This window comes from Bacillus sp. A1, assembly GCF_042296235.1.
GTDB classification, from domain to species: Bacteria; Bacillota; Bacilli; order Bacillales; family Bacillaceae; genus Bacillus; species Bacillus velezensis.
This window is the reverse complement of the sequence record NZ_CP141181.1, coordinates 1,699,399-1,719,915: the sequence shown is the minus strand read 5'-3', so window position 1 is coordinate 1,719,915 and position 20,517 is coordinate 1,699,399. Positions and strand designations below refer to the sequence as shown.

General features: G+C 46.1%; 19 protein-coding genes. All 19 read right to left on the bottom strand.

The window, feature by feature from the left end:
* Positions 1–111: 111 nt before the first annotated feature.
* The 19 genes from rpsO to tsf all read right to left on the bottom strand — a co-directional run bounded on the left by rpsO (position 112) and on the right by tsf (position 20,452).
* The gene (gene rpsO / locus U2H13_RS08735) at positions 112–381 is read right to left on the bottom strand and encodes a 30S ribosomal protein S15 (protein WP_003154182.1); all 270 of its coding nucleotides are present in this window, start codon (positions 379–381) and stop codon (positions 112–114) included.
* Between the two features lie 165 nt (positions 382–546).
* Entirely contained in the window at positions 547–1,488 is a 942-nt protein-coding gene (gene ribF, locus U2H13_RS08730; RefSeq protein WP_022553333.1) for a bifunctional riboflavin kinase/FAD synthetase, read from the bottom strand.
* Positions 1,489–1,507: 19 nt separating this feature from the next.
* Positions 1,508–2,437, bottom strand: a complete 930-nt coding sequence (gene truB / locus U2H13_RS08725) for a tRNA pseudouridine(55) synthase TruB (RefSeq protein ID WP_022553334.1) — start codon at positions 2,435–2,437, stop codon at positions 1,508–1,510.
* 84 nt (positions 2,438–2,521) lie between these two features.
* Positions 2,522–2,875 (bottom strand): 30S ribosome-binding factor RbfA, encoded by a 354-nt coding sequence (rbfA, locus tag U2H13_RS08720; protein ID WP_003154185.1) that lies wholly within the window; start codon positions 2,873–2,875, stop codon positions 2,522–2,524.
* A gap of 16 nt (positions 2,876–2,891) precedes the next feature.
* A complete protein-coding gene (locus U2H13_RS08715; RefSeq protein WP_003154188.1) occupies positions 2,892–3,170 on the bottom strand; it encodes a DUF503 domain-containing protein in 279 nt (92 codons plus the stop codon).
* The gene (gene infB / locus U2H13_RS08710) at positions 3,167–5,317 is read right to left on the bottom strand and encodes a translation initiation factor IF-2 (protein ID WP_015417484.1); all 2,151 of its coding nucleotides are present in this window, start codon (positions 5,315–5,317) and stop codon (positions 3,167–3,169) included. The genes U2H13_RS08715 and infB overlap by 4 nt, the downstream gene beginning before the upstream one ends.
* A 19-nt stretch (positions 5,318–5,336) precedes the next feature.
* Positions 5,337–5,639 (bottom strand): YlxQ family RNA-binding protein, encoded by a 303-nt coding sequence (locus U2H13_RS08705; RefSeq protein WP_003154192.1) that lies wholly within the window; start codon positions 5,637–5,639, stop codon positions 5,337–5,339.
* A gap of 1 nt (position 5,640) precedes the next feature.
* Positions 5,641–5,916 carry a glucose-induced regulator RulR gene (rulR, locus tag U2H13_RS08700; RefSeq protein ID WP_003154193.1) on the bottom strand — a complete coding sequence of 92 codons (276 nt, stop codon included), beginning with the start codon at positions 5,914–5,916 and terminating at the stop codon, positions 5,641–5,643.
* A 13-nt stretch (positions 5,917–5,929) separates the two neighbouring features.
* Positions 5,930–7,051: a transcription termination factor NusA gene (gene nusA, locus U2H13_RS08695; protein WP_003154195.1), complete on the bottom strand. Its 1,122-nt coding sequence runs from the start codon at positions 7,049–7,051 to the stop codon at positions 5,930–5,932.
* A 39-nt stretch (positions 7,052–7,090) separates the two neighbouring features.
* Positions 7,091–7,561 (bottom strand): ribosome maturation factor RimP, encoded by a 471-nt coding sequence (gene rimP / locus U2H13_RS08690; protein ID WP_014417787.1) that lies wholly within the window; start codon positions 7,559–7,561, stop codon positions 7,091–7,093.
* 239 nt (positions 7,562–7,800) lie between these two features.
* Positions 7,801–12,114, bottom strand: coding sequence for a PolC-type DNA polymerase III (locus tag U2H13_RS08685; protein ID WP_182077772.1), 4,314 nt, complete (start codon positions 12,112–12,114; stop codon positions 7,801–7,803).
* A gap of 111 nt (positions 12,115–12,225) precedes the next feature.
* Positions 12,226–13,920 carry a proline--tRNA ligase gene (locus U2H13_RS08680; protein ID WP_376700769.1) on the bottom strand — a complete coding sequence of 565 codons (1,695 nt, stop codon included), beginning with the start codon at positions 13,918–13,920 and terminating at the stop codon, positions 12,226–12,228.
* A 31-nt stretch (positions 13,921–13,951) separates the two neighbouring features.
* Positions 13,952–15,220: an RIP metalloprotease RseP gene (rseP, locus tag U2H13_RS08675; RefSeq protein WP_095060061.1), complete on the bottom strand. Its 1,269-nt coding sequence runs from the start codon at positions 15,218–15,220 to the stop codon at positions 13,952–13,954.
* A gap of 6 nt (positions 15,221–15,226) precedes the next feature.
* A complete protein-coding gene (gene dxr / locus U2H13_RS08670) occupies positions 15,227–16,378 on the bottom strand; it encodes a 1-deoxy-D-xylulose-5-phosphate reductoisomerase (RefSeq protein WP_182072708.1) in 1,152 nt (383 codons plus the stop codon).
* 55 nt (positions 16,379–16,433) lie between these two features.
* Positions 16,434–17,231 (bottom strand): phosphatidate cytidylyltransferase, encoded by a 798-nt coding sequence (locus U2H13_RS08665; protein ID WP_007409796.1) that lies wholly within the window; start codon positions 17,229–17,231, stop codon positions 16,434–16,436.
* Between the two features lie 3 nt (positions 17,232–17,234).
* Positions 17,235–18,017, bottom strand: a complete 783-nt coding sequence (locus U2H13_RS08660) for an isoprenyl transferase (protein WP_014417783.1) — start codon at positions 18,015–18,017, stop codon at positions 17,235–17,237.
* A 125-nt stretch (positions 18,018–18,142) separates the two neighbouring features.
* Positions 18,143–18,700: a ribosome recycling factor gene (gene frr, locus U2H13_RS08655; RefSeq protein ID WP_003154212.1), complete on the bottom strand. Its 558-nt coding sequence runs from the start codon at positions 18,698–18,700 to the stop codon at positions 18,143–18,145.
* 2 nt (positions 18,701–18,702) lie between these two features.
* A complete protein-coding gene (gene pyrH / locus U2H13_RS08650) occupies positions 18,703–19,425 on the bottom strand; it encodes a UMP kinase (protein WP_003154213.1) in 723 nt (240 codons plus the stop codon).
* Positions 19,426–19,570: 145 nt separating this feature from the next.
* The gene (gene tsf / locus U2H13_RS08645; RefSeq protein ID WP_007409794.1) at positions 19,571–20,452 is read right to left on the bottom strand and encodes a translation elongation factor Ts; all 882 of its coding nucleotides are present in this window, start codon (positions 20,450–20,452) and stop codon (positions 19,571–19,573) included.
* Between the last annotated feature and the right edge of the window lie 65 nt (positions 20,453–20,517).

Sequence of the window (20,517 nt, the reverse complement as noted above, 5' to 3'; positions counted from 1 at the left end):
ATTGAACATATCAATGTCAAAGTAGTATGTAAAAGGATTTCATTGTTTTTTTATCATTATTTTTTTCGCTTTAATACGATAAAAAAGCGGGAATCCTCCCGCTTTTTACGATTATCGACGTAAGCCTAGTTTGTTAATTAACTCACGGTAACGAGTTACGTCTTTATTACGCAGATACGTAAGAAGATTACGACGTTTACCTACCATTTTAAGAAGACCGCGACGTGAGTGGTGATCTTTCTTGTGAGTACGCAAATGCTCGTTCAAGTTGTTAATTGAGTCTGTTAGGATAGCGATCTGAACTTCTGGAGATCCAGTATCAGATTCGTGTGTTTTGAACTCACTGATGAGTTGATTTTTACGCTCTTGAGTAATTGCCATCCTGTTTCACCTCCATATCATAATTAGCCCCAGTTACCTAGCAACCGTCGGTGACTTCGGATTGCCAAGCAATGGTTTTAAGACTACGAAACATATGATACTAAAAATCGCGCCCATATGCAAATCTTTTAGAAGAAAATTTGTGTACTTTTGATGTTTTTTCCGTTATTTGCTGAAAAAACGGATCGCTTCTTGTTTGTCTTTCCCGATCTGAGCCGTCAGTTCATCGATGCCGTTAAACTTCCGTTCGCTTCGAATTCGTTTGTACCACTCGATTTTAACGTCTTCTCCGTATACATCCTGCTGAAAATTAAACAAATGCACTTCAATTGACGGCTGATCGGGACGCTTTTCATAAAAGGTCGGTTTGTAGCCGATGTTGCAGACGCCTTCATACACCTCGCCTTTTATTTCGGCTTTCACTGCATACACGCCTGTCGGCGGCACGATATAGCTGTTGTGCAGGCCGACATTCGCGGTCGGAAAACCGATGGTGCGGCCTCTTTTGTCTCCGTGAATCACAGTGCCCCGGATAAAATACGGCTGGCCGAGAAGAGTGTGCGCAAGTTCAACGTCACCATCCTGCAACGCTGACCGGATATAAGTAGAGCTGATCTTTCTGTCCTGCTCGGTCAGTTTCTCGACAGTCGTGCATCCGGCCTTGCCGTTTAAATCGTCCGGCAGCGTCTCCATCGTGCCTTTTCCGTATTTTCCGTACGTAAAATCGAAGCCTCCCACAGCGTGCCGCGCGTTTAACCCTAAAATATACTCCTCGGCAAACTGTTTTGGAGACAGAGCCGCAAACGCTTCATCAAACTTTACGACATACAGCACATCAGCGCCTAAACGTCCGATCTGGCTGATTTTATCTTCAAGCGGCGTAATCAGATCCTTTGGCTCTTTGTCCCTGCCCAACACATGGGAAGGGTGAGGATGAAACGTCATAACGGCCAGCGACAGGCCTTTTTCTTCGGCAATTTGTCTGGCTGTTCCGATTACTTTCCGGTGTCCCAAATGAACGCCGTCAAAGTAGCCGAGCGCCATGACAGACGCCGGCTGCTCTTCTTTTTGTAAATGATGCGGATGAGAAATATGTATCGTCTTCACAGAACGGTCACCTTTTTTCTTATTGTTCGCTTTTTTGCATGAGCACTTTAGCCGGTTTCAGCAGTCCTTTTTTTGAAGGATGCGGCATATAAATGGCCACACATTCTCCGTCTTCAGTACAGACCGCTATACGGGCGTCAGCTGTCATTGCAGAAAATTCCGCCGGGATGTCAAACACTGACCCGTTTTCAGCTTTCTTAGCTAATGTATCACTTATGACCCATTTCGGCAAATGATTGAGCGCTCTTTCAATCGGCACGGTATGCTCTGCAACCGTTCCGTCTGAAACCTGCTGTTCAAGTTCCTCAAACGTGAAACACTCATCAAGGCTGAAATCGCCGGAAGCGGTGCGGATGAGATGAGACATATGCGCGGGATAGCCGAGTTTTTCACCGATTGTCACCGCCAATGTTCTGACGTAAGTGCCCTTTGAGCACGTGACTGTAAAGCGGAATGATGCTGTGTCTTCGTTATAAGTGACAGGGGAAGTGAGCGCGATATCTTCAATCGTGATATTCCGCTTCGGCCGCTCCACTTCAATACCCGCCCTGGCGTATTCATAGAGCTTTTTTCCGTTGACCTTTACAGCGGAATACATCGGCGGCACTTGCTCCTGCGGTCCCTTCAGTTCGTCTAAAACGGCTTTGATATCCGCTTCTTTCAGCGGCTCCTTGACAGGTTTTACGCTGACCGTTTCTCCAGTCTGGTCTTCGGTCGATGTGGAGAAGCCGAGAGTAATCTCAGCATCGTACGTTTTTGACTTGTCGGTGACGTACTCAACGATCTTTGTGGCCCGTCCGACACAGATCGGCAGTACGCCTGACACTTCCGGATCAAGCGTTCCCGTATGTCCGACTTTCTTTGTTTTTAACAGTTTTCTTATTTTCATTACACAGTCGTGAGAAGTCATGCCGACCGGTTTATGTAAAAGGAGAACTCCGTTAACCATCTGTCTTTCGCTCCTTTGTTATCAATTGTATCCCGTAAAACGCAGAAAAGAGGACAGACGACACTCGCCCATCCTCTTTCCTTGTTATTCAGACGGTTTATCTGAATGCAGTTCGTGAATCAATGTTTCGATACGGTTGCCGTACTCAATTGATTCATCAAATTCAAATTCAAGCTCAGGCGTTTTGCGGAGTCTGATTCGGCTGCCGATTTCGGAACGGATAAATCCTTTCGCTTTCTCAAGCCCTTTCAGCGCCTCCTCTTTCTTTTTCTCTCCGCCGAGAACGGAGATATACACCTTCGCTATTTGTAAATCACCTGAAACACGTACGTCTGTTACAGTGAGAAATCCGATTCTCGGGTCTTTCAGCTTTCGGCTGATAATATCCCCGAGCTCTTTTTTCATCTGCTCGCCGACACGGTTTGCTCTCATACTCAATTCAATCACCTCTAAGTTAAAACCACTCTGTTCTAGTGATCGTCCGTTCTATTTCGGGAAAGGAGTCAATAAACGCGAGTACGCGCTGGATCTCCTTTTCCGCCTGAACGTGAGAGGAGGAGACGACGGCGATTCCGAAGCTGGTCCGCTGCCAAGTGTCCTGATAGCCGATTTCTGCGGCCGACACGTTGAACTTATTCTGAACCCTCGTTATAATCCGCTTCAGAACGGCTCGTTTCTCCTTTAATGATCCCGCATCATAAATGATGCATTCACATTCCGCAAATCCGATCACTTTCTTTCGATTTCCTGCATGACATACGCTTCAAGGATGTCGCCTTCGCGAATGTCATTGTATTTCTTAATTGTAATACCACATTCATATCCTTGTGAAACTTCTTTCACATCATCTTTGAAGCGTTTCAGAACGTCTACTTCCCCTTCGAAGATGACCACGCCGTCACGGATCAGGCGGAGTCCGCTGTCACGTGTAATGTGGCCGTCTGTTACATATCCGCCGGCAATCGTGCCGATTTTCGACACTTTGAATGTTTGGCGCACTTCAACCTGGCCGATGACTTTTTCTTCGTATTCAGGATCAAGCATTCCTTTCATCGCCGCTTCAATTTCTTCGATGACTTTGTAAATGATACGGTGAAGACGGATATCTACATTTTCAGCTTCAGCCGTGCTCTTAGCATTTCCGTCTGGGCGCACATTAAACCCGATAACGATTGCATTTGAAGCAGATGCGAGAATGATGTCTGATTCCGTAATCGCACCGACGCCTGTGTGAATGATTTTCACTTTTACGCCTTCTACTTCAATTTTTTGAAGAGCGGCTGTTAACGCTTCGGCTGAACCTTGAACGTCAGCTTTTACGATTAAATTGATGTCTTTGACATCGCCTTGTTTAATTTGTTCAAACAGATCATCGAGGCTCAGCTTCGCTTTGTCGCTGCGCTGTTCTTCCAGTTGCTTGGAAGCGCGTGCTTCACCGACAGAACGGGCTGTTTTTTCGTCTTTAAAGACGAGGAATTGATCGCCAGCCTGCGGTACGTCGTTTAAGCCCGTGATTTCTACAGGTGTGGACGGTCCGGCTGTTTTCACGCGGCGGCCGAGATCATTAACCATGGCCCGCACGCGGCCGAATGTATTTCCGACAACGATCGGATCTCCGACATTCAATGTTCCCGTTTGAACGAGAAGTGTCGCGACAGATCCTCTTCCTTTATCGAGCTCAGCTTCAATAACCGTTCCTTTTGCCTGACGGTTCGGATTGGCTTTCAGCTCTTCCACTTCACTGACAAGCAGAATCATTTCGACAAGCTCGTCAATTCCCTTGCCTGTAAGAGCGGACAGAGGAACGAAAATCGTTTCTCCTCCCCATGCTTCAGGAACGAGTCCGTATTCAGTCAGCTCCTGCATGACACGGTCAGGGTTCGCGCTTTCTTTATCCACTTTATTCACGGCAACGATAATCGGAACCTCAGCCGCTTTCGCATGGTTGATGGCTTCGACTGTCTGCGGCATAACGCCGTCATCGGCCGCTACGACTAAAATGGTAATATCAGTTACTTCCGCACCGCGCGCCCGCATTGTTGTAAACGCCGCGTGTCCCGGAGTATCTAAGAACGTGATTTTTTTGCCGTTTTCTTCGATCTGGTAAGCCCCGATATGCTGGGTGATTCCGCCGGCTTCTCCTTCAACAACTTTTGTTTTTCTGATGCTGTCAAGGAGGGTCGTTTTCCCGTGGTCAACGTGGCCCATGATCGTCACGACAGGCGGACGGATTTGAAGATCTTCTTCTTTGTCAGCCTCTTCATATTTTTCAAGCTCAGTTTCTTCAAGCACAATCACTTCTTCTGTTTCTACACCGTATTCAGATGCGATCAGTTCGATTGTGTCTTTGTCAAGCTCCTGGTTAATTGTAGCCATTACGCCCAGAAGCATCAGTTTTTTAATGAGTTCAGACGGCTCTTTGCCCAGTTCCTCGGCTAAAGCTCCGACTGTTAAAGAGCCGGAAAACGTAATTTTCTCAGGAAGCTCTTTTTTCGGCTTCAGCGGTTTTTGCTGATACTGATTTTTGTTGTTATGATTGCGTTTGTTTTTGTTTTTGTTGTTGTTGTTATTCTTCTTGTTTTTGTTAAATTGATTATTCTGCACGTCATTCTTCTTTCCGTCTCGAATTTTGTTTGGTTGATTCCCAGCAGGCTGCTGATTAATCCCTTGCGGCTTGTTTTTGTTCGTTTCCGCAGGCTTCTGAGATGTAACGCCGGCGCCGCCTTTTTTAAATTTCGCATCAAGCTGCTTAATGGTCTTTTCTTCAAGCATTGCCATATGGTTATTTACTACTATATCCATGTTTTTCAGCGCAGTCAAAATTTCCTTGCTTGAAACATTGATGGCTTTTGCATATTCGTAAACTCTCATTTTAGCCATTCGTTCACCCCCAAAAATATTAATCGAGCAAGCTGATCAGCTTATTCGCAAAACCTTGGTCAGTGACGGCGACAACGACACGTGATTCCTTGCCGATAGAGCGGCCGAGATCCGCGCGGCTTTCGACTTTTTTATAAGGCACTTTATAATAATTGCATTTATCGGATACTTTTTTTGCAGTATTCGCAGATGCATCTTCTGTCAGCAGAACAAGTTTTGCACGCGCATTTCTAATTTCTTTTATAACCAAGTCCTCGCCCGACACGACCTTACGAGCTCGATTGGCCAGACCCAGCAAGGGAAACCATTCCATTCCAGACATGTTATTTTTTCACCTTTTCCGCCAGTTCCAGCAATTCTTCGAAAATCTGGTCATCGATTTGTGATTGAAATTGATTTTGCAATGTGTTTTTCTTTTTCGCAGCTAAGATGCATTCTTTCTCAAGGGTGATATAGGCACCCCGCCCGTTCTTCTTTCCGGTCGGATCGACTGAAATCTCTCCTTCTTTAGAACGGACAATTCGGATCAGTTCCTTTTTAGGCTTCATTTCCCCCGTTACCACGCATTTGCGCAGAGGAATTTTTTTTCGCTTATTCACCTAAAGTCACCTCTTATTCATCCGATTCGGCTGTTTCAGGCTCCATAAAGAGCGGCTCTAAATCGTCATCTTCTTCATGCTCTCTCGGATAGATGCCAAGGTCTCTTGCATCCGTTTCACTTTTGATATCGATTTTCCAGCCTGTCAGTTTCGCAGCTAAGCGGGCGTTTTGCCCTCTTTTTCCGATTGCCAGAGAAAGCTGGTAATCAGGAACGATGACAGTCGTGGCTTTTTCTTCTTCGCTGACGATGACATCCAGCACTTTAGACGGGCTGAGCGCATTGGCAACAAATTCAACCGGATCATCAGACCAGTTAACGATATCAATTTTTTCGCCTTTCAGTTCATTGACGATCGCCTGCACGCGCTGGCCTTTGGGACCCACGCATGAGCCGACCGGATCAACGTCAGGATCATCAGTGCGGACGGAAATTTTAGAGCGGTCGCCCGCTTCTCTGGCAACGGATTTCAGTTCGACCGTTCCGTCATAAATTTCCGGCACTTCGATTTCAAAAAGACGCTTCAACAGACCAGGATGCGTTCTTGATACATAGATCTGCGGCCCTTTTGTCGTTTTTTCGACTTTTGTGATAAATACTTTAATCCGATCGTGCGGTTTATAGCTCTCATTCGGCATTTGTTCATTGACGGGCAGCAGCGCTTCAATCTTGCCGAGAGACACGTAAATAAACTTGCTGTCTAAGCGCTGTACAATTCCCGTCATAATGTCTTCTTCACGATCGATAAATTCTGAGTAAATCACGCCGCGCTCAGCTTCACGGACACGCTGCGTCACCACTTGTTTCGCCGTCTGCGCAGCAATGCGGCCGAAGTCTTTCGGCGTTACTTCTATTTCAACGACATCTCCGACAAGGTAGTTCGGATGGATGTGCTGGGCGTCGTCAAGCGAGATTTCAAGTCTTGAATCGTATACCTCGTCTACGACATCCTTTCTTGCGAACACGCGGATCGTGCCCGTCTCACGGTTCAGATCGACCCGTACGTTTTGCGCCTGGTTAAAATTTCGCTTATACGCGGAAATTAAGGCAGCTTCAATTGCTTCGATGATAATGTCTTTACTGATGCCTTTTTCTTTTTCAAGAATAGTGAGAGCATCTAATAGTTCACTGCTCATGTTAGCGGTCTCCCCCCTTAAACACTAATACTTCATTCATTAAAATGTTACAGCTAATCTTGCGTTAGCTATTTTTTCATACGGAATATTGACCCGTTTCTTTCTTGTTTTGACCGTCATCTCTATTGTAACAGTTTGTCCATCAAATTCAGCCAATTTGCCTTCAAACACTTTTAAACCGTCAATCGGTTCGTACGTTTTCATGTACACATTTTTGCCCAGTGATTTTTCGAAGTCGGCTTTTTTCTTTAATGGACGCTCGGCTCCAGGAGAAGATACTTCAAGAAAGTAGTTCTGGGTGATCGGATCGGCCTCATCCAGCTTTTCGCTTAACGCTTCACTGACTTTGGCGCACTCCTCAATATCAACACCGTTCTCGGAATCAATAAACACGCGAAGGAACCAGTTTTGACCCTCTTTGACAAATTCAATGTCTACGAGTTCAAGGTGAAGGTCATCCAGTATGGGCTGAGCCATTTCTTGAACGGTATCAGTCACTTTTTTGCTCATGTTTTTCCTCCTTGTGCTGTCGATATCATATCAGCCGTTCCTCTGCATAAAAACCCTGCTTCAAAAGAGCAGGGGCATTGAGAAAACGATGGACATGTCGAGGCAAAATTGCCTGTTCAATACAAAAGAGCGGGTTTCCCCACTCTTTGCCTCGGTAATCGTTAGCATTTCCAATAAAACTATACCATAACCATATATTTAATGCAAATCAAACTCCGCTCGGCGGCTGTGCACAAAGCTTAAAACAGAGACAGCTGATTTTGGTCCGGAAGGGACTCAAGACAGCCGTGACGGTCTAAATACTCTAAAATGGTTTTTGACACTTTTCCGCGTTTTTGAAGATCTTCTTTTGAAAGGAACTCCCCTTCTTCCCGCGCTTTCACAATATTGAGAGCGGCGTTGGTTCCGAGTCCCGGAATTGAGTTGAACGGCGGGATGAGACTGTTGCCGTCAATGATAAATTCCGAAGCGCTCGAACGGTATAGATCGACCTTCTGGAAGGAATAGCCGCGCTCACACATTTCAAGCGCAAGCTCTAACACGGTAAGGAGGTTTTTCTCCTTCGGCGAAGCATCAAGCCCTTTAGAGCTGATATCATCCATCACCGCTCTGATAGCGGTCGAGCCTTTAATCATTGTATCAATGTCAAAGTCATCTGCGCGGACGGTAAAATACGCAGCATAATATAAAAGCGCGTGATGCACTTTAAAGTATGCAATCCGCACCGCCATCAGCACGTATGCGGCGGCGTGGGCTTTCGGGAACATGTATTTGATTTTTTTGCATGAATCAATATACCAGTTCGGCACATTGTTCTTTTTCATTTCTTCTTCCCATTCCGGCGTCAGGCCTTTGCCTTTACGGACGAATTCCATGATTTTAAAGGCCAGTGAAGGCTCAAGGCCCTGATAGATCAAGTAAACCATAATGTCATCACGGCAGCCGATCACTTCGCTCAGTTCACACGTATTGTTGTGTATCAGTTCCTGCGCATTGCCGAGCCATACGTCCGTTCCGTGGGAAAGCCCGGAAATCTGGACAAGCTCGGAGAACGTCGTCGGCTTCGTATCCTCAAGCATCTGCCGCACAAATCGCGTCCCGAATTCAGGAATGCCGAGCGTCCCCGTTTTACAACCGATCTGCTCTTCAGTGACGCCGAGCGATTCTGTACCTTGGAAAATCTTCATAACTTCCGGATCATCTGTCGGAATCGTCTTCGGATCAATTCCGCTTAAATCCTGAAGCATCCGGATGACTGTCGGATCATCGTGCCCCAATATATCAAGCTTCAGCAGGTTGTCATGAATGGAGTGGAAGTCAAAATGAGTCGTTTTCCATTCAGACCCCGTCGCATCTGCCGGGAATTGTATCGGTGAAAAATCGTAAATATCCATGTAATCCGGGACAACGATAATCCCCCCCGGGTGCTGGCCGGTCGTTCTCTTAACGCCGGTGCAGCCTTGCACCAGACGGTCGATCTCCGCGCCGCGCATGTGTAGGTTGTGATCGCCCGCATAGCCTTTCACATATCCGTAAGCCGTCTTTTCCGCGACGGTGCCGATCGTTCCCGCGCGATACACGTTATCTTCACCGAACAATACTTTCGTGTAGTTATGGGCATGCGGCTGATACTCACCTGAGAAGTTCAAGTCGATATCGGGTACTTTGTCACCTTTAAAGCCTAAGAACGTTTCAAACGGGATATCATGCCCGTCCTTTTTCAAAGGCGTACCGCAAGACGGGCAGGTTTTATCCGGAAGGTCAAAACCGGAACCGACTGATCCGTCATTAAAGAATTCGGAATATCGGCAGCTCGGGCACACATAGTGCGGAGCGAGCGGGTTCACTTCAGTGATTTCCGTTAAGGTCGCCACAAGCGATGAACCGACGGACCCCCGGGAGCCGACGAGATAACCGTCATCCAGAGACCGTTTTACAAGCTTATGAGAGATGAGATAAATAACGGCGAATCCATGGCCGATGATGCTTTTTAATTCTTTTTCTATTCTCGCTTCCACAATTTCAGGAAGCTCTTCACCGTAAATGCTTTTGGCGCGCTGATAGCTCATTTCACGGATTTCTTCATCAGCCCCGTCAATTTTCGGCGTGTACAGATCGTCTTTGATCGGTTTGATCTCATCGATCATCGAAGCGACTTTCTGCGTATTGTCAACCACGATTTCTTTCGCTTTTTCCGCACCGAGGAAGGAGAAAGCCTCCAGCATTTCATCTGTCGTTCTGAAGTGCACTTTAGGCAGTTCGTGTCTGTTTAACGGGTTGGCGCCGCCTTGGGAAGATATTAAGATCTTCCGGTAAATTTTATCCTCATCGTTTAAATAGTGGACATTTCCCGTAGCCACGACCGGCTTATTCAATTTTTCTCCGAGCTTCGTAATGTTGGCGATGATTTCTTTCAGCGCTTTTTCATCCCGGACGAGCTCAAGCTGCAGAAGGTGTCTGTATACTTCCGGCGGCTGCACTTCAAGATAATCATAGAAGGATGCGATATCTTCAACCTCTTCAGGAGATTTTTGCATCATGCCTTCAAAGACCTCTCCCCTGTCACAGGCAGAACCGATTAACAGACCTTCTCTGTATTTATTAAGCTGCGACCTCGGAATGCGCGGCACTCTGTAGAAATATTGAATATGAGAAATGGACACGAGCTTAAACAGATTTTTAAGGCCGGTCTCATTTACGGCAAGCAATGTAGCGTGATAAGGCCTTGATCTTTGATAAGCATTGGATTGTCCCATATTCTCATTCAGCTGATCATGATAAAAAATGTCTTTTTCAGCGGCATCTTTGAGCATTTTCAACAGCAGGTAGCCCGTTGCTTCAGCGTCAAAGACCGCTCGGTGATGCTGGGTTAATTCGATATCAAACTTCTTACATAACGTATTTAAGCGGTGATTTTTAAACTCAGGATACAGGAAACGCGCGAGTTCCAGCGTATCAATGACCGGATTTTTCGCTTTTTCCGTTTTCAAAAGACGCTTGTACGCCACATTTAAAAATCCCATATCAAAGCTGGCGTTATGAGCCACAAGCACGTCATCGCCGATCCATTCTTTAAAATCCCGGACGACGTCAACGACATCGGGAGCGTCGCGGACCATGTCATCCGTAATCCCGGTAAGCTCTATCGTCGTTGCTGACAGCGGATGGTGCGGATTGGCGAACGCTTCGAATTTATCGATGATTTCTCCGCCTCTTATTTTGACTGCGGCAAGCTCAATGATGGTGTCATACACTGCGGACAGACCTGTCGTTTCAACGTCAAAGACGACGTATGTGTCTTCTTCCAGGAGACGGTGAGCTGGATTGTATGCGATCGGAACGCCGTCATCTACGATATTGGCTTCCATTCCGTAAATCATTTTAATGCCGTGTTTTTTCGCGGCGGAATAGGCATCCGGGAAAGACTGCACAACGGCATGATCAGTTAACGCAATCGCTTCATGTCCCCATTTTTTCGCCTGTTCGACAAGCTTTCCGATGCCCGTTACAGCATCCATTTGGCTCATCGGAGAATGCAGATGAAGCTCAACCCGTTTTTCGCCTTCAGGAGCGGTGTCTTCACGGGTTTTGGCTTTTATTTCATTCACGTCATTTGCAATCATGACGAGGTCTCTGACGAATGTATCGTTTTGAATGCTTCCCCGCGCCTTCACCCACATGCCTTTTTTCAGCGTTTTCATCAAAGCGGCGTCTTCTTTTTCTCGGGCGAACATTTTTACTAAAATGCTGTTTGTATAGTCCGTGATTTTGAAAATGCAGAGCGTGCGTCCGCTTTTCAGCTCGCGTGTTTCAGCATCAAACACAAACCCCTGCACTGTAATTCTTCTTTCTTCATCCATGATGCTGTCAAGCGTCCGGATTTCTTCGTTCTCTTTAATTTGATAGCCGATGACAAGCGGTCCGGACGGTGCCTGATCCTCATCGCCCTCTTTTTCCTTCTTCTCCATCTCGATAAGCGCCTGCATCGCCCGCTCCTGATCTTCAGCAAGCTTTTGCTCGCGGAATTTCTGGACTTCTTGGTCAGATACGAAAATTTCGGTATCCAGCTGCAGTTCCGGAAAGCCGAATTGGCGATAGCTGTGCTGAATCAGTGCGCTGTATTTATTTTTGAGCGCAGACGCTTCTGTATCTGTTTTTGTTTTCACGATCAGCTTGTTTCCCTTGAGCTTCGGCTTCTGCTGATTCAAAAGAGCCACCATCGGCGGCGAGGTTCCTTCAAGCTCTTCAATACAGCGTGTCCAATAATCCTGTACAAGCTCCTCTGTCACTGTAGGGTCAATGACCTGAACAGACGATGTGACACGTGCGATGTGAGCAAACGATTGTGTTAACCTCATCATGAATGAATCATATATTTGATACGGCAAAAGAGCCTTAAAGCGAAATTGGAAATGCCAGGCTTTTTCTGCTTTATGGATTGTCAGTTTATCAATCTCTCCGTCTTCAAAGTATGTCATGAAGGTATCATCTGTCATATTAAGCTGCTGCAGAAGAATCTGAAACTGTCTTCTGTTTACTGATAACTGTTCCATTCAGACAGTATCCCTCCCTTAAAACATCATAAGTGAAGGTACCTCCGCAGGTGATGAGGTACCTTCTTTTTTCTCTATTTTAACATGATTTTGTATGATTCGTTATGGTGATTACTTCGTCTTGATAAATTCAGAAAGCTCATCCACTGAAACTTCGGCAGATTCACCGGTTTTGCGGATTTTCACTTCTACGATGCCCTCGTCGGCACGTTTTCCGACAGTGATGCGGATCGGAAGGCCGATCAGATCAGAATCAGCAAACTTCACGCCTGCGCGTTCAGCGCGGTCATCGTATAATACCTCATAACCTTCCGCCTGGAATTTGCCGTAAAGCTGTTCAGCAAGCTCTTTTTGCGCTTCGTTTTTCATATTCAGCGCCAAAATATGAAGATCATACGGAGCAACGCTTTTCGGCCAGATCAAGCCTTTTTCGTCGTGATGCTGTTCAGCGATGGCTGAAAGCGTTCTGGACACGCCGATTCCGTAACATCCCATCAGCATCGGCTGCGCACGCCCGTTTTCATCAAGGTATGTCGCATTCATCGCTTCAGAGTAACGCGTGCCGAGTTTAAAGACTTGTCCGACCTCAATCCCTTCAGCGAAACGGATCGTGCCTTTTCCGTCAGGTGACGGATCGCCTTCCTGAATGATTCGAAGATCGGCATATGCTTTTACTGACGCGTCACGTTCGATGTTTACGTTTCGGTAATAACGGTCTTTTTCATTCGCGCCGCTAACAGCGTTTACCATGACTTTCACGGCTTGGTCGGCATAAATCTCAATGTCGCCGGCAGCGCCGATCGGCCCCGCAAATCCCGGCTCCGTGCCAAGTTTCTCCGCTACTTCTTCATGAGACGCAAGCTCAACCACTTCCGCGTTCAGAAGGTTTTTCACTTTCACGTCATTGACCTCATGATCGCCTCTTACTAACACGAGAACAAATCGGTCATCAGCTTTAAACAGCATTGATTTGATGCAGGCGCTCGGCTCGATCTGCAAGAACGAAGCGAGTTCTTCAATGCTTTTGACATTCGGCGTATCAATTTTCTCCAATGCCTCGGGTGTTTCATCTGACGGCTCGCTGTTCATGACAACTTCCGCCATTTCCGTATTGGCTGCGTAAGAGGATCCATCGGAATAAGCGATGGTATCTTCCCCTATTTCAGAAAGAGCCATAAATTCATGCGTATCTTTTCCGCCCATCGCGCCCGAGTCGGCAATAACGGGACGGACGTTTAATTCACAGCGTGCGAAAATGCTGCTGTATGCGCCGTACATGTTTTGGTATGTTTCCTCCAGACTTTCTTCAGAAGCATGGAAAGAATACGCATCTTTCATGATGAATTCGCGTCCGCGCAATAACCCGAAACGCGGGCGTTTTTCATCTCTGAATTTAGACTGGATCTGGTAAAGAGTGAGCGGCAGACGCTTATAAGATTTCACCTCATCGCGCACGAGAGAAGTAATGACTTCTTCATGTGTCGCGCCTAAAGCAAATTCGCGGCCGTGGCGGTCTTTCAGACGCATTAATTCAGGCCCGTACGTATACCATCTGCCTGATTCCTGCCATGTTTCAGCCTGCTGAAGGGCCGGCATCAGCATTTCCACCGCGTTGATTTTTTCCATTTCTTCACGCACGATCTTCTGAATGTTTTGAATGACCCTGTAAGCCAGGGGCATGTAGCTGTAAACCCCGCTCGTATTTTGTCTGATAAATCCCGCTCTCAGCAGAAGCTTATGGCTTTTTGCTTCAGCATCAGCCGGCACTTCTCTCAGGGTCGGAATAAGCGTCAAACTTTGTCTCATGTCTTCGCACCTCTGATTTTTTACTAGTCAATTATAAGAATAAACGCTGGATATCGTTCCAAGTGACAACCAGCATAAGAAGCATTAAGAAAGCTACGCCGATAAATACGACAAATGCTTCCTTGTCACGGTTTATCGGCTTGCCGCGGATTGCTTCAATGAATAAAAACAGCAGCCGCCCGCCGTCAAGCGCCGGTATCGGCAGCAGGTTGACGATTCCCAGGTTGATGCTTAAAAACGCCGCAAACTGGAATAGGTTGATAATACCGGTTTTTGCAACTTGATCCGTCATATCATAAATGCCGACAGGACCCGAAAGCATATCAAGCTTAAACTGGCCTGTCACAATTTTGCCCAGATTGGTCAGAATCGCTTTTGTGACATCAACGGTAGATGTCGCGCCGTAGGCGATCGCTGCAAGCGCGCCTTTTTCAGTCGGCGCATAAGAGCCGAAGCGGCCGATTGTTTTTTTATTTTCATCTTTTACAGCTTCAGGTGTAACCGAGATATGAAACGATTTGCCGTCCCGTTTGACGGCGACATCGATTTTTTTTCCGGGATTTTCTTTTACCGCTGTCACGATGTCGGTCCATGACCTCATTTTTTCACCGTTAATGCTCTGGATATAGTCGCCTTCTTTTAGACCGGCAGCCGCTGCGCGTCCATTGTCTGTCAGCTTCCCGAGCTCAGGCTGATTTGAAGGCACGCCTTGAATGAATCCAAGCATGACGAGAATGACATACGCTAAGATGAAGTTCATTATCGGACCGGCAGCAATCGCCTTAATCCGCTTCCATACGGGTTTAGACCCGAATTGTCGATTGTAAGGCGCAATCTGCACTTCTTCTCCGTCTACGATAAAAAAAGAGGTCTGACTGACAGTAAAGCCCGCCAGTTCATCTTCTTTCCCCTGCTCGTACCCGGTAATCTTCATTTCGTGCTCAAGATCAGCCGTCTCCACCTCGATAATTAAAGCGTCAGGATATTTTTCCTTTTGATTAATGATGACTTTTTCCACTTCGTCATCTTTATTAAAAAGAAGCCCGACGGTATAACCGGGTTTGACTTCGATCATCTCCGGGTCTTCACCGGCCATACGGACGAACCCGCCGACCGGAAGGAGTCTGATCGTATACACGGTTTCATTCTTTTTAAATGAAAAGATTTTAGGGCCGAAGCCGATCGCAAATTCACGGCAAAGGATTCCCGCTCTTTGGGCGAGCAATAAATGCCCGAGCTCATGGAAAAAAACGAGCGTTCCGAAAATAATAATAAACGCGATAACTGTATTCACGAACATACCACCTTATGTGAGTATTGAATTAACGTATCCCCGGGTGTCTTTGTCCACTTCTTGGATATCCGCAAGACTCGGATCCTGAATTACGCTGTGGCGGTCCAATGCTTTTTCAATCAGGTCCTCAATCGATAAGAATGAAATCCGTCCGGCAAGAAAAGCGGCAACGGCTTCTTCGTTGGCCGCATTTAAAACCGTCGGCATCGTTCCCCCTATTTTACCTGATTCAAAGGCAAATTGTAAGCAGCGGAACCTTTCAAAGTCAGCTTTCGCAAAATGAAGGCTTCCGATCTCCCATAATTCAAGCCTTTTTGTTTCAGGCAGAGGCAGCCGGTCCGGATATGTCAGCGCATATTGAATCGGCACCCTCATGTCCGGATTTCCGAGCTGGGCGATGACGCTTCTGTCGTGAAATTCAACCATCGAATGAATGATGCTCTCCTTATGTAATACAACGTCAATCTGTTCATACGGAATGTCAAATAGCCAATGCGCCTCAATAACTTCAAGTCCTTTATTCATCATTGTAGCCGAGTCAATCGTAATTTTTGCGCCCATCGACCAGTTCGGGTGGTTAAGGGCGTCGGCAATCGTTACAGACTCAAGCTCCTGCCGCGATTTATCTCTGAAACTGCCGCCGGATGCCGTAATGATCAGGCGCTCGATATTTTTGCTCTGTTCGCCTTGCAGCGCCTGAAAAATAGCGGAATGTTCGCTGTCGACCGGAAGAAGAGGAACACCGTATCGTTTTGCGTGTCCTTTCACTATATGCCCGGCAGTGACAAGAGTTTCCTTATTTGCAAGCGCAATTGTTTTTTTCTGTTCAATCGCTTTCAAAGTCGGGATTAAACCGACGCTTCCAAGCAGCGCATTGACCACGATATCCACTTCGTCCATGACTGCCGCTTCAATCAGGCCTTCTTCTCCGATGCCGATTTGACATTCATGAGAAAAAGACGCTTCTTTCACTTTTTGGTATGTATCCATGTCGCCGACTGCTACATATTTCGGCTGAAACGTTCTGATCAACGGGATCGCTTTCTCGGCGTTTTTACCGAAAGTCATCGAGACGAGACGGAACTGATCTTGATGCATGCGCAATACGTCTAACGTCTGCTCCCCTATTGATCCTGTTGCTCCTAAAAGACAAATATTCTTCAAAATGCCACTCCCATTCTATGCGTCCAGATCGGTCTTATTTTCATATTAGCCTTTCTCATGAAAAAAGCGCAAGCAGAAAGTATAAGAACGGCATGACAAACAAAAAGCTGTCAAATCGATCTAAAATGCCGCCGTGCCCGGGAAGGATTTTTCCCGAATCCTTCACATCATAGTGCCGCTTAAGCGCTGATTCAACCAAATCCCCGATCTGTCCGAACACAGACAGAACAAGCGTGATGACCAAAAGAACCGGGTATGAAATCGGAAGGTGCGCAAACAGCTGAAAAACAGCCGTAAAAATAAGGGCGATGACAATACCGCCGAGAAACCCTTCCACTGTTTTGTTGGGACTGATTTCGGGCCACAGCTTCCGCTTCCCGAGCGACTTTCCGACGAAATATGCGCCTGAGTCCGTTGACCATATGACAACGCAGGCATAAAAGATATACAAAAGCCCGTTTGTTTCAATGTTTCTGATTTCAATAAAATAATGAAAACACAGTCCGATATATACCGTCGCGAGAACGATAAACCCGACTTCGTCAAACGTAAAGGTGTTTTTCACGAGCACCGTGTAGCTGAGCAGAATCAATACGGCGAAAATCGTTACTTCCATTTTCGCATCGAAAAAATGATACTTGTCCGGCATCATATACAGCCATAACAACAAGAGGCTGATCAGACCCGGAAAAGAAAAAAATCTGAGCTTTTTCATCCGCAAAAGCTCAAAAAGCGCTATACTTCCCATCACGTAAACAAATACGGTGAACGGCAATCCTCCGAAAATAACCAAAAATAAAAATAGTGCCGCTGCCAGAACACCTGTTAACAATCTTTGTTTCATTTCCACCATCCTCTAAATTCCGCCAAACCTCCGGCCCCGCTGCTGAAATTCTCCCACTGCCTGCAGAAAGTGATCTTCTTTAAAATCGGGCCACAGGACATCTGTAAAAACAAATTCACTGTAAGCCACCTGCCAAAGCATAAAGTTGCTCAATCTGATTTCTCCGCTCGTTCTGATGAGCAGCTCCGGGTCCTGGATTGATTCTGTCATTAAATGCCCGGAAAAGAGCGCTTCATCAATGTCTTCGATATTCAGCGTGCCGCTTTTCACCTGTTCGGCCAGTGCTTTTGCCGCATTGACGATTTCCGTGCGTCCGCCGTAGTTCAAAGCGAAATTGAGAATCATCCCGTCATTTTGTTCTGTATCTTTTACGGCTTTCTCAATCGCCCTGTACGTATGAGAAGGGAGCGCGGATTCATCTCCGATAATTTTCACCTGTACATTTTCCTCTATCAATTCAGGAAGATACGTATTCAGGAACTCTTCCGGAAGCTTCATCAAAAAGTCGACTTCCATCTTCGGGCGCTTCCAGTTCTCCGTTGAAAACGCATAAAGAGTCAGAACTTTAACGCCGAGCTGACTTGCGAGCTTTGTCACCCTTTTTACCACTTTCATTCCTTCATGATGTCCGGCAATCCGAGGGAGTGAGCGCTTCTTCGCCCAGCGTCCGTTTCCGTCCATAATAATGGCAATGTGTGCGGGAATTTCACCCTTCAGTATGTCTTCTTTTGTATACCGTTCTAAGTTGGAAGCCGCATTCTGCTGATTCTTCCAATTTTTGAGTATGTTGAGCATGAGATTCCTCCGTCACCCAAAAAGGTTGCGTTGCTGATGATCAATGTAATCAACAGTATTAACAAAAAAACCCCCTGTAAACATGAGAGGGTCTTTTCACATTATCTATTGTACATAGTTTTTCATTAAACTTCCATGATTTCTTTTTCTTTGTCCTTTGTGACACTGTCAATTTTTGACACATATTCGTCTGTCAGCTTTTGAACGTCTTCACTGGAAGCACGAAGCTCGTCTTCTGTAATGTCTCCGTTTTTCTCAAGTTTTTTGAGGTCATCGTTGCTGTCACGGCGGACATTACGGACTGCTACTTTCGCTTCTTCCGCGTATTTTTTCACGACTTTGACAAGTTCTTTACGTCTTTCTTCCGTCAAAGCCGGGATCGCGATACGGATAATGGTGCCGTCACTTGTCGGCGTTACGCCAAGATCAGCTTTCAGGATCGCTTTTTCAATATCGCCGATTGCCGTTTTGTCATACGGTGTGACAACAAGCATACGCGCTTCAGGCACATTGATGGAAGACAGCTGGTTTAAAGGTGTTTGGGCACCGTAGTATTCTACTGTCACTTTATCCAATAGAGATGGGTTGGCACGTCCTGCGCGGACTGACGCCAATTCGCGTGAATAAGCGGCAACCGCTTTTTCCATGCGTTCTTTTGTTTGTGTTAATACTTCGTTTGACAACGTTATTTCCCCCTTACGATCGTTCCGATTGATTCGCCGATTACGGCACGCTTAATATTTCCTTCTTCCATAATAGAAAAGACGATCAGCGGAATATCATTATCCATACATAGTGAAGAAGCCGTAGAATCCATGACTTCCAGCCCGTCTTTTAACACATCGAGATAAGATAATTTTTCGTATTTAACGGCTGACTCATCTTTTCTCGGATCAGCATTATACACACCGTCGACATTATTTTTCGCCATTAAAATCACATCCGCTTCGATTTCAGCGGCACGCAGCGCTGCGGTTGTGTCCGTAGAGAAATAAGGGTTTCCTGTTCCCGCGGCAAAAATAACAACGCGTTTTTTCTCCAGGTGGCGGATGGCTTTTCTTCTGATGTAAGGCTCAGCGACCTGACGCATTTCAATTGATGTCTGCACTCTGGACTGAATTCCGAGCGTTTCCAGGCTGTCCTGCAGGGCAAGTGAGTTCATGACAGTAGCAAGCATGCCCATATAATCGGCCGTCGCACGGTCCATTCCTAAGTCACTGCCTGTTTTTCCGCGCCATAAGTTGCCGCCGCCTACGACTACGGCCACTTCGACGTCAAGCTCAGCGATTTCTTTTACCTGTTTAGCGATGGATTGGATGACAGTCGGATTAATGCCATTTCCCTGCTCTCCTGCCAATGCTTCTCCGCTAAGCTTTAAAACGATACGATTGTATTTTGGTTTTTCCATAATAACCTCCAAGTGTAAACATTGCCGTTTCCTATTATGCAAGAGAAAAAAAGGTTTGTAAATATAGTTTTAAAAATAGGGAACACAAGTAGTGTCCCCTATACTGCCTGAAAAGCCGCGAAAGATTCGCCAAGGCTTTCCGCCATTATTTTTTCACTTGGTTCATAACTTCTTCAGCAAAGTTTTCTTGGCGTTTTTCAATACCTTCTCCAACTTCGTAGCGGACGTAAGTTTTAACAGATGCGTTTTTCGCAGCCACAACTTGTTTCACTTTTTCGTCTGGGTTTTTAACGAAAGCTTGGTCTAATAAGCAAATTTCTTCGAAGAATTTGTTCAGACGGCCTTCAACCATTTTAGCTACGATGTTTTCCGGTTTGCCTTCTTGAAGAGCTTGCTGAGTCAGGATCTGACGCTCATGGTTTGCTTCTTCTTCAGACACTTGGTCGCGGGAAATGTAACGAGGATTTACCGCTGCAACATGCATCGCGATGTCTTTTGCAAGATCTTCGTCAGTTGTTCCGCTAAGAACGGATAATACGCCGATGCGGCCTCCCATGTGAAGGTAAGCACCGAACGCTTCGCTGTCTTCTTTTGTAATAACAGCAAAACGGCGAAGAGTGATTTTCTCTCCGATTTTAGCAACGTTGCTTGTGATGTATTCTTCAACAGTAGAACCGTTTTCCATCTTTTGACCCATTGCTTCTTCAAGATCAGCAGGAGCGTTTGCAAGAAGGTGGTCAGCAAGCGTGTTCAGAAGCTCTTTGAAGCCTTCGTTTTTCGCAACGAAATCAGTTTCAGAGTTTACTTCTAAGATAACGCCTTTGTTGCCGTCAGTTTTAATAAGAGTAGAACCTTCAGCAGCGATACGGTCAGCTTTTTTAGCCGCTTTCGCAATTCCTTTTTCTCTCAGAAGGTCGATTGCTTTGTCCATATCTCCGTCAGTTTCAGTCAATGCTTTTTTACAGTCCATCATACCAGCGCCTGTTTTTTGACGCAGTTCTTTTACCTGCTGTGCAGTAATAGCCATTTGAATTCCTCCTTATATGTGTAAACAAGATATGTATAGATACATTTTTCTTGAAAAAAGGTGAT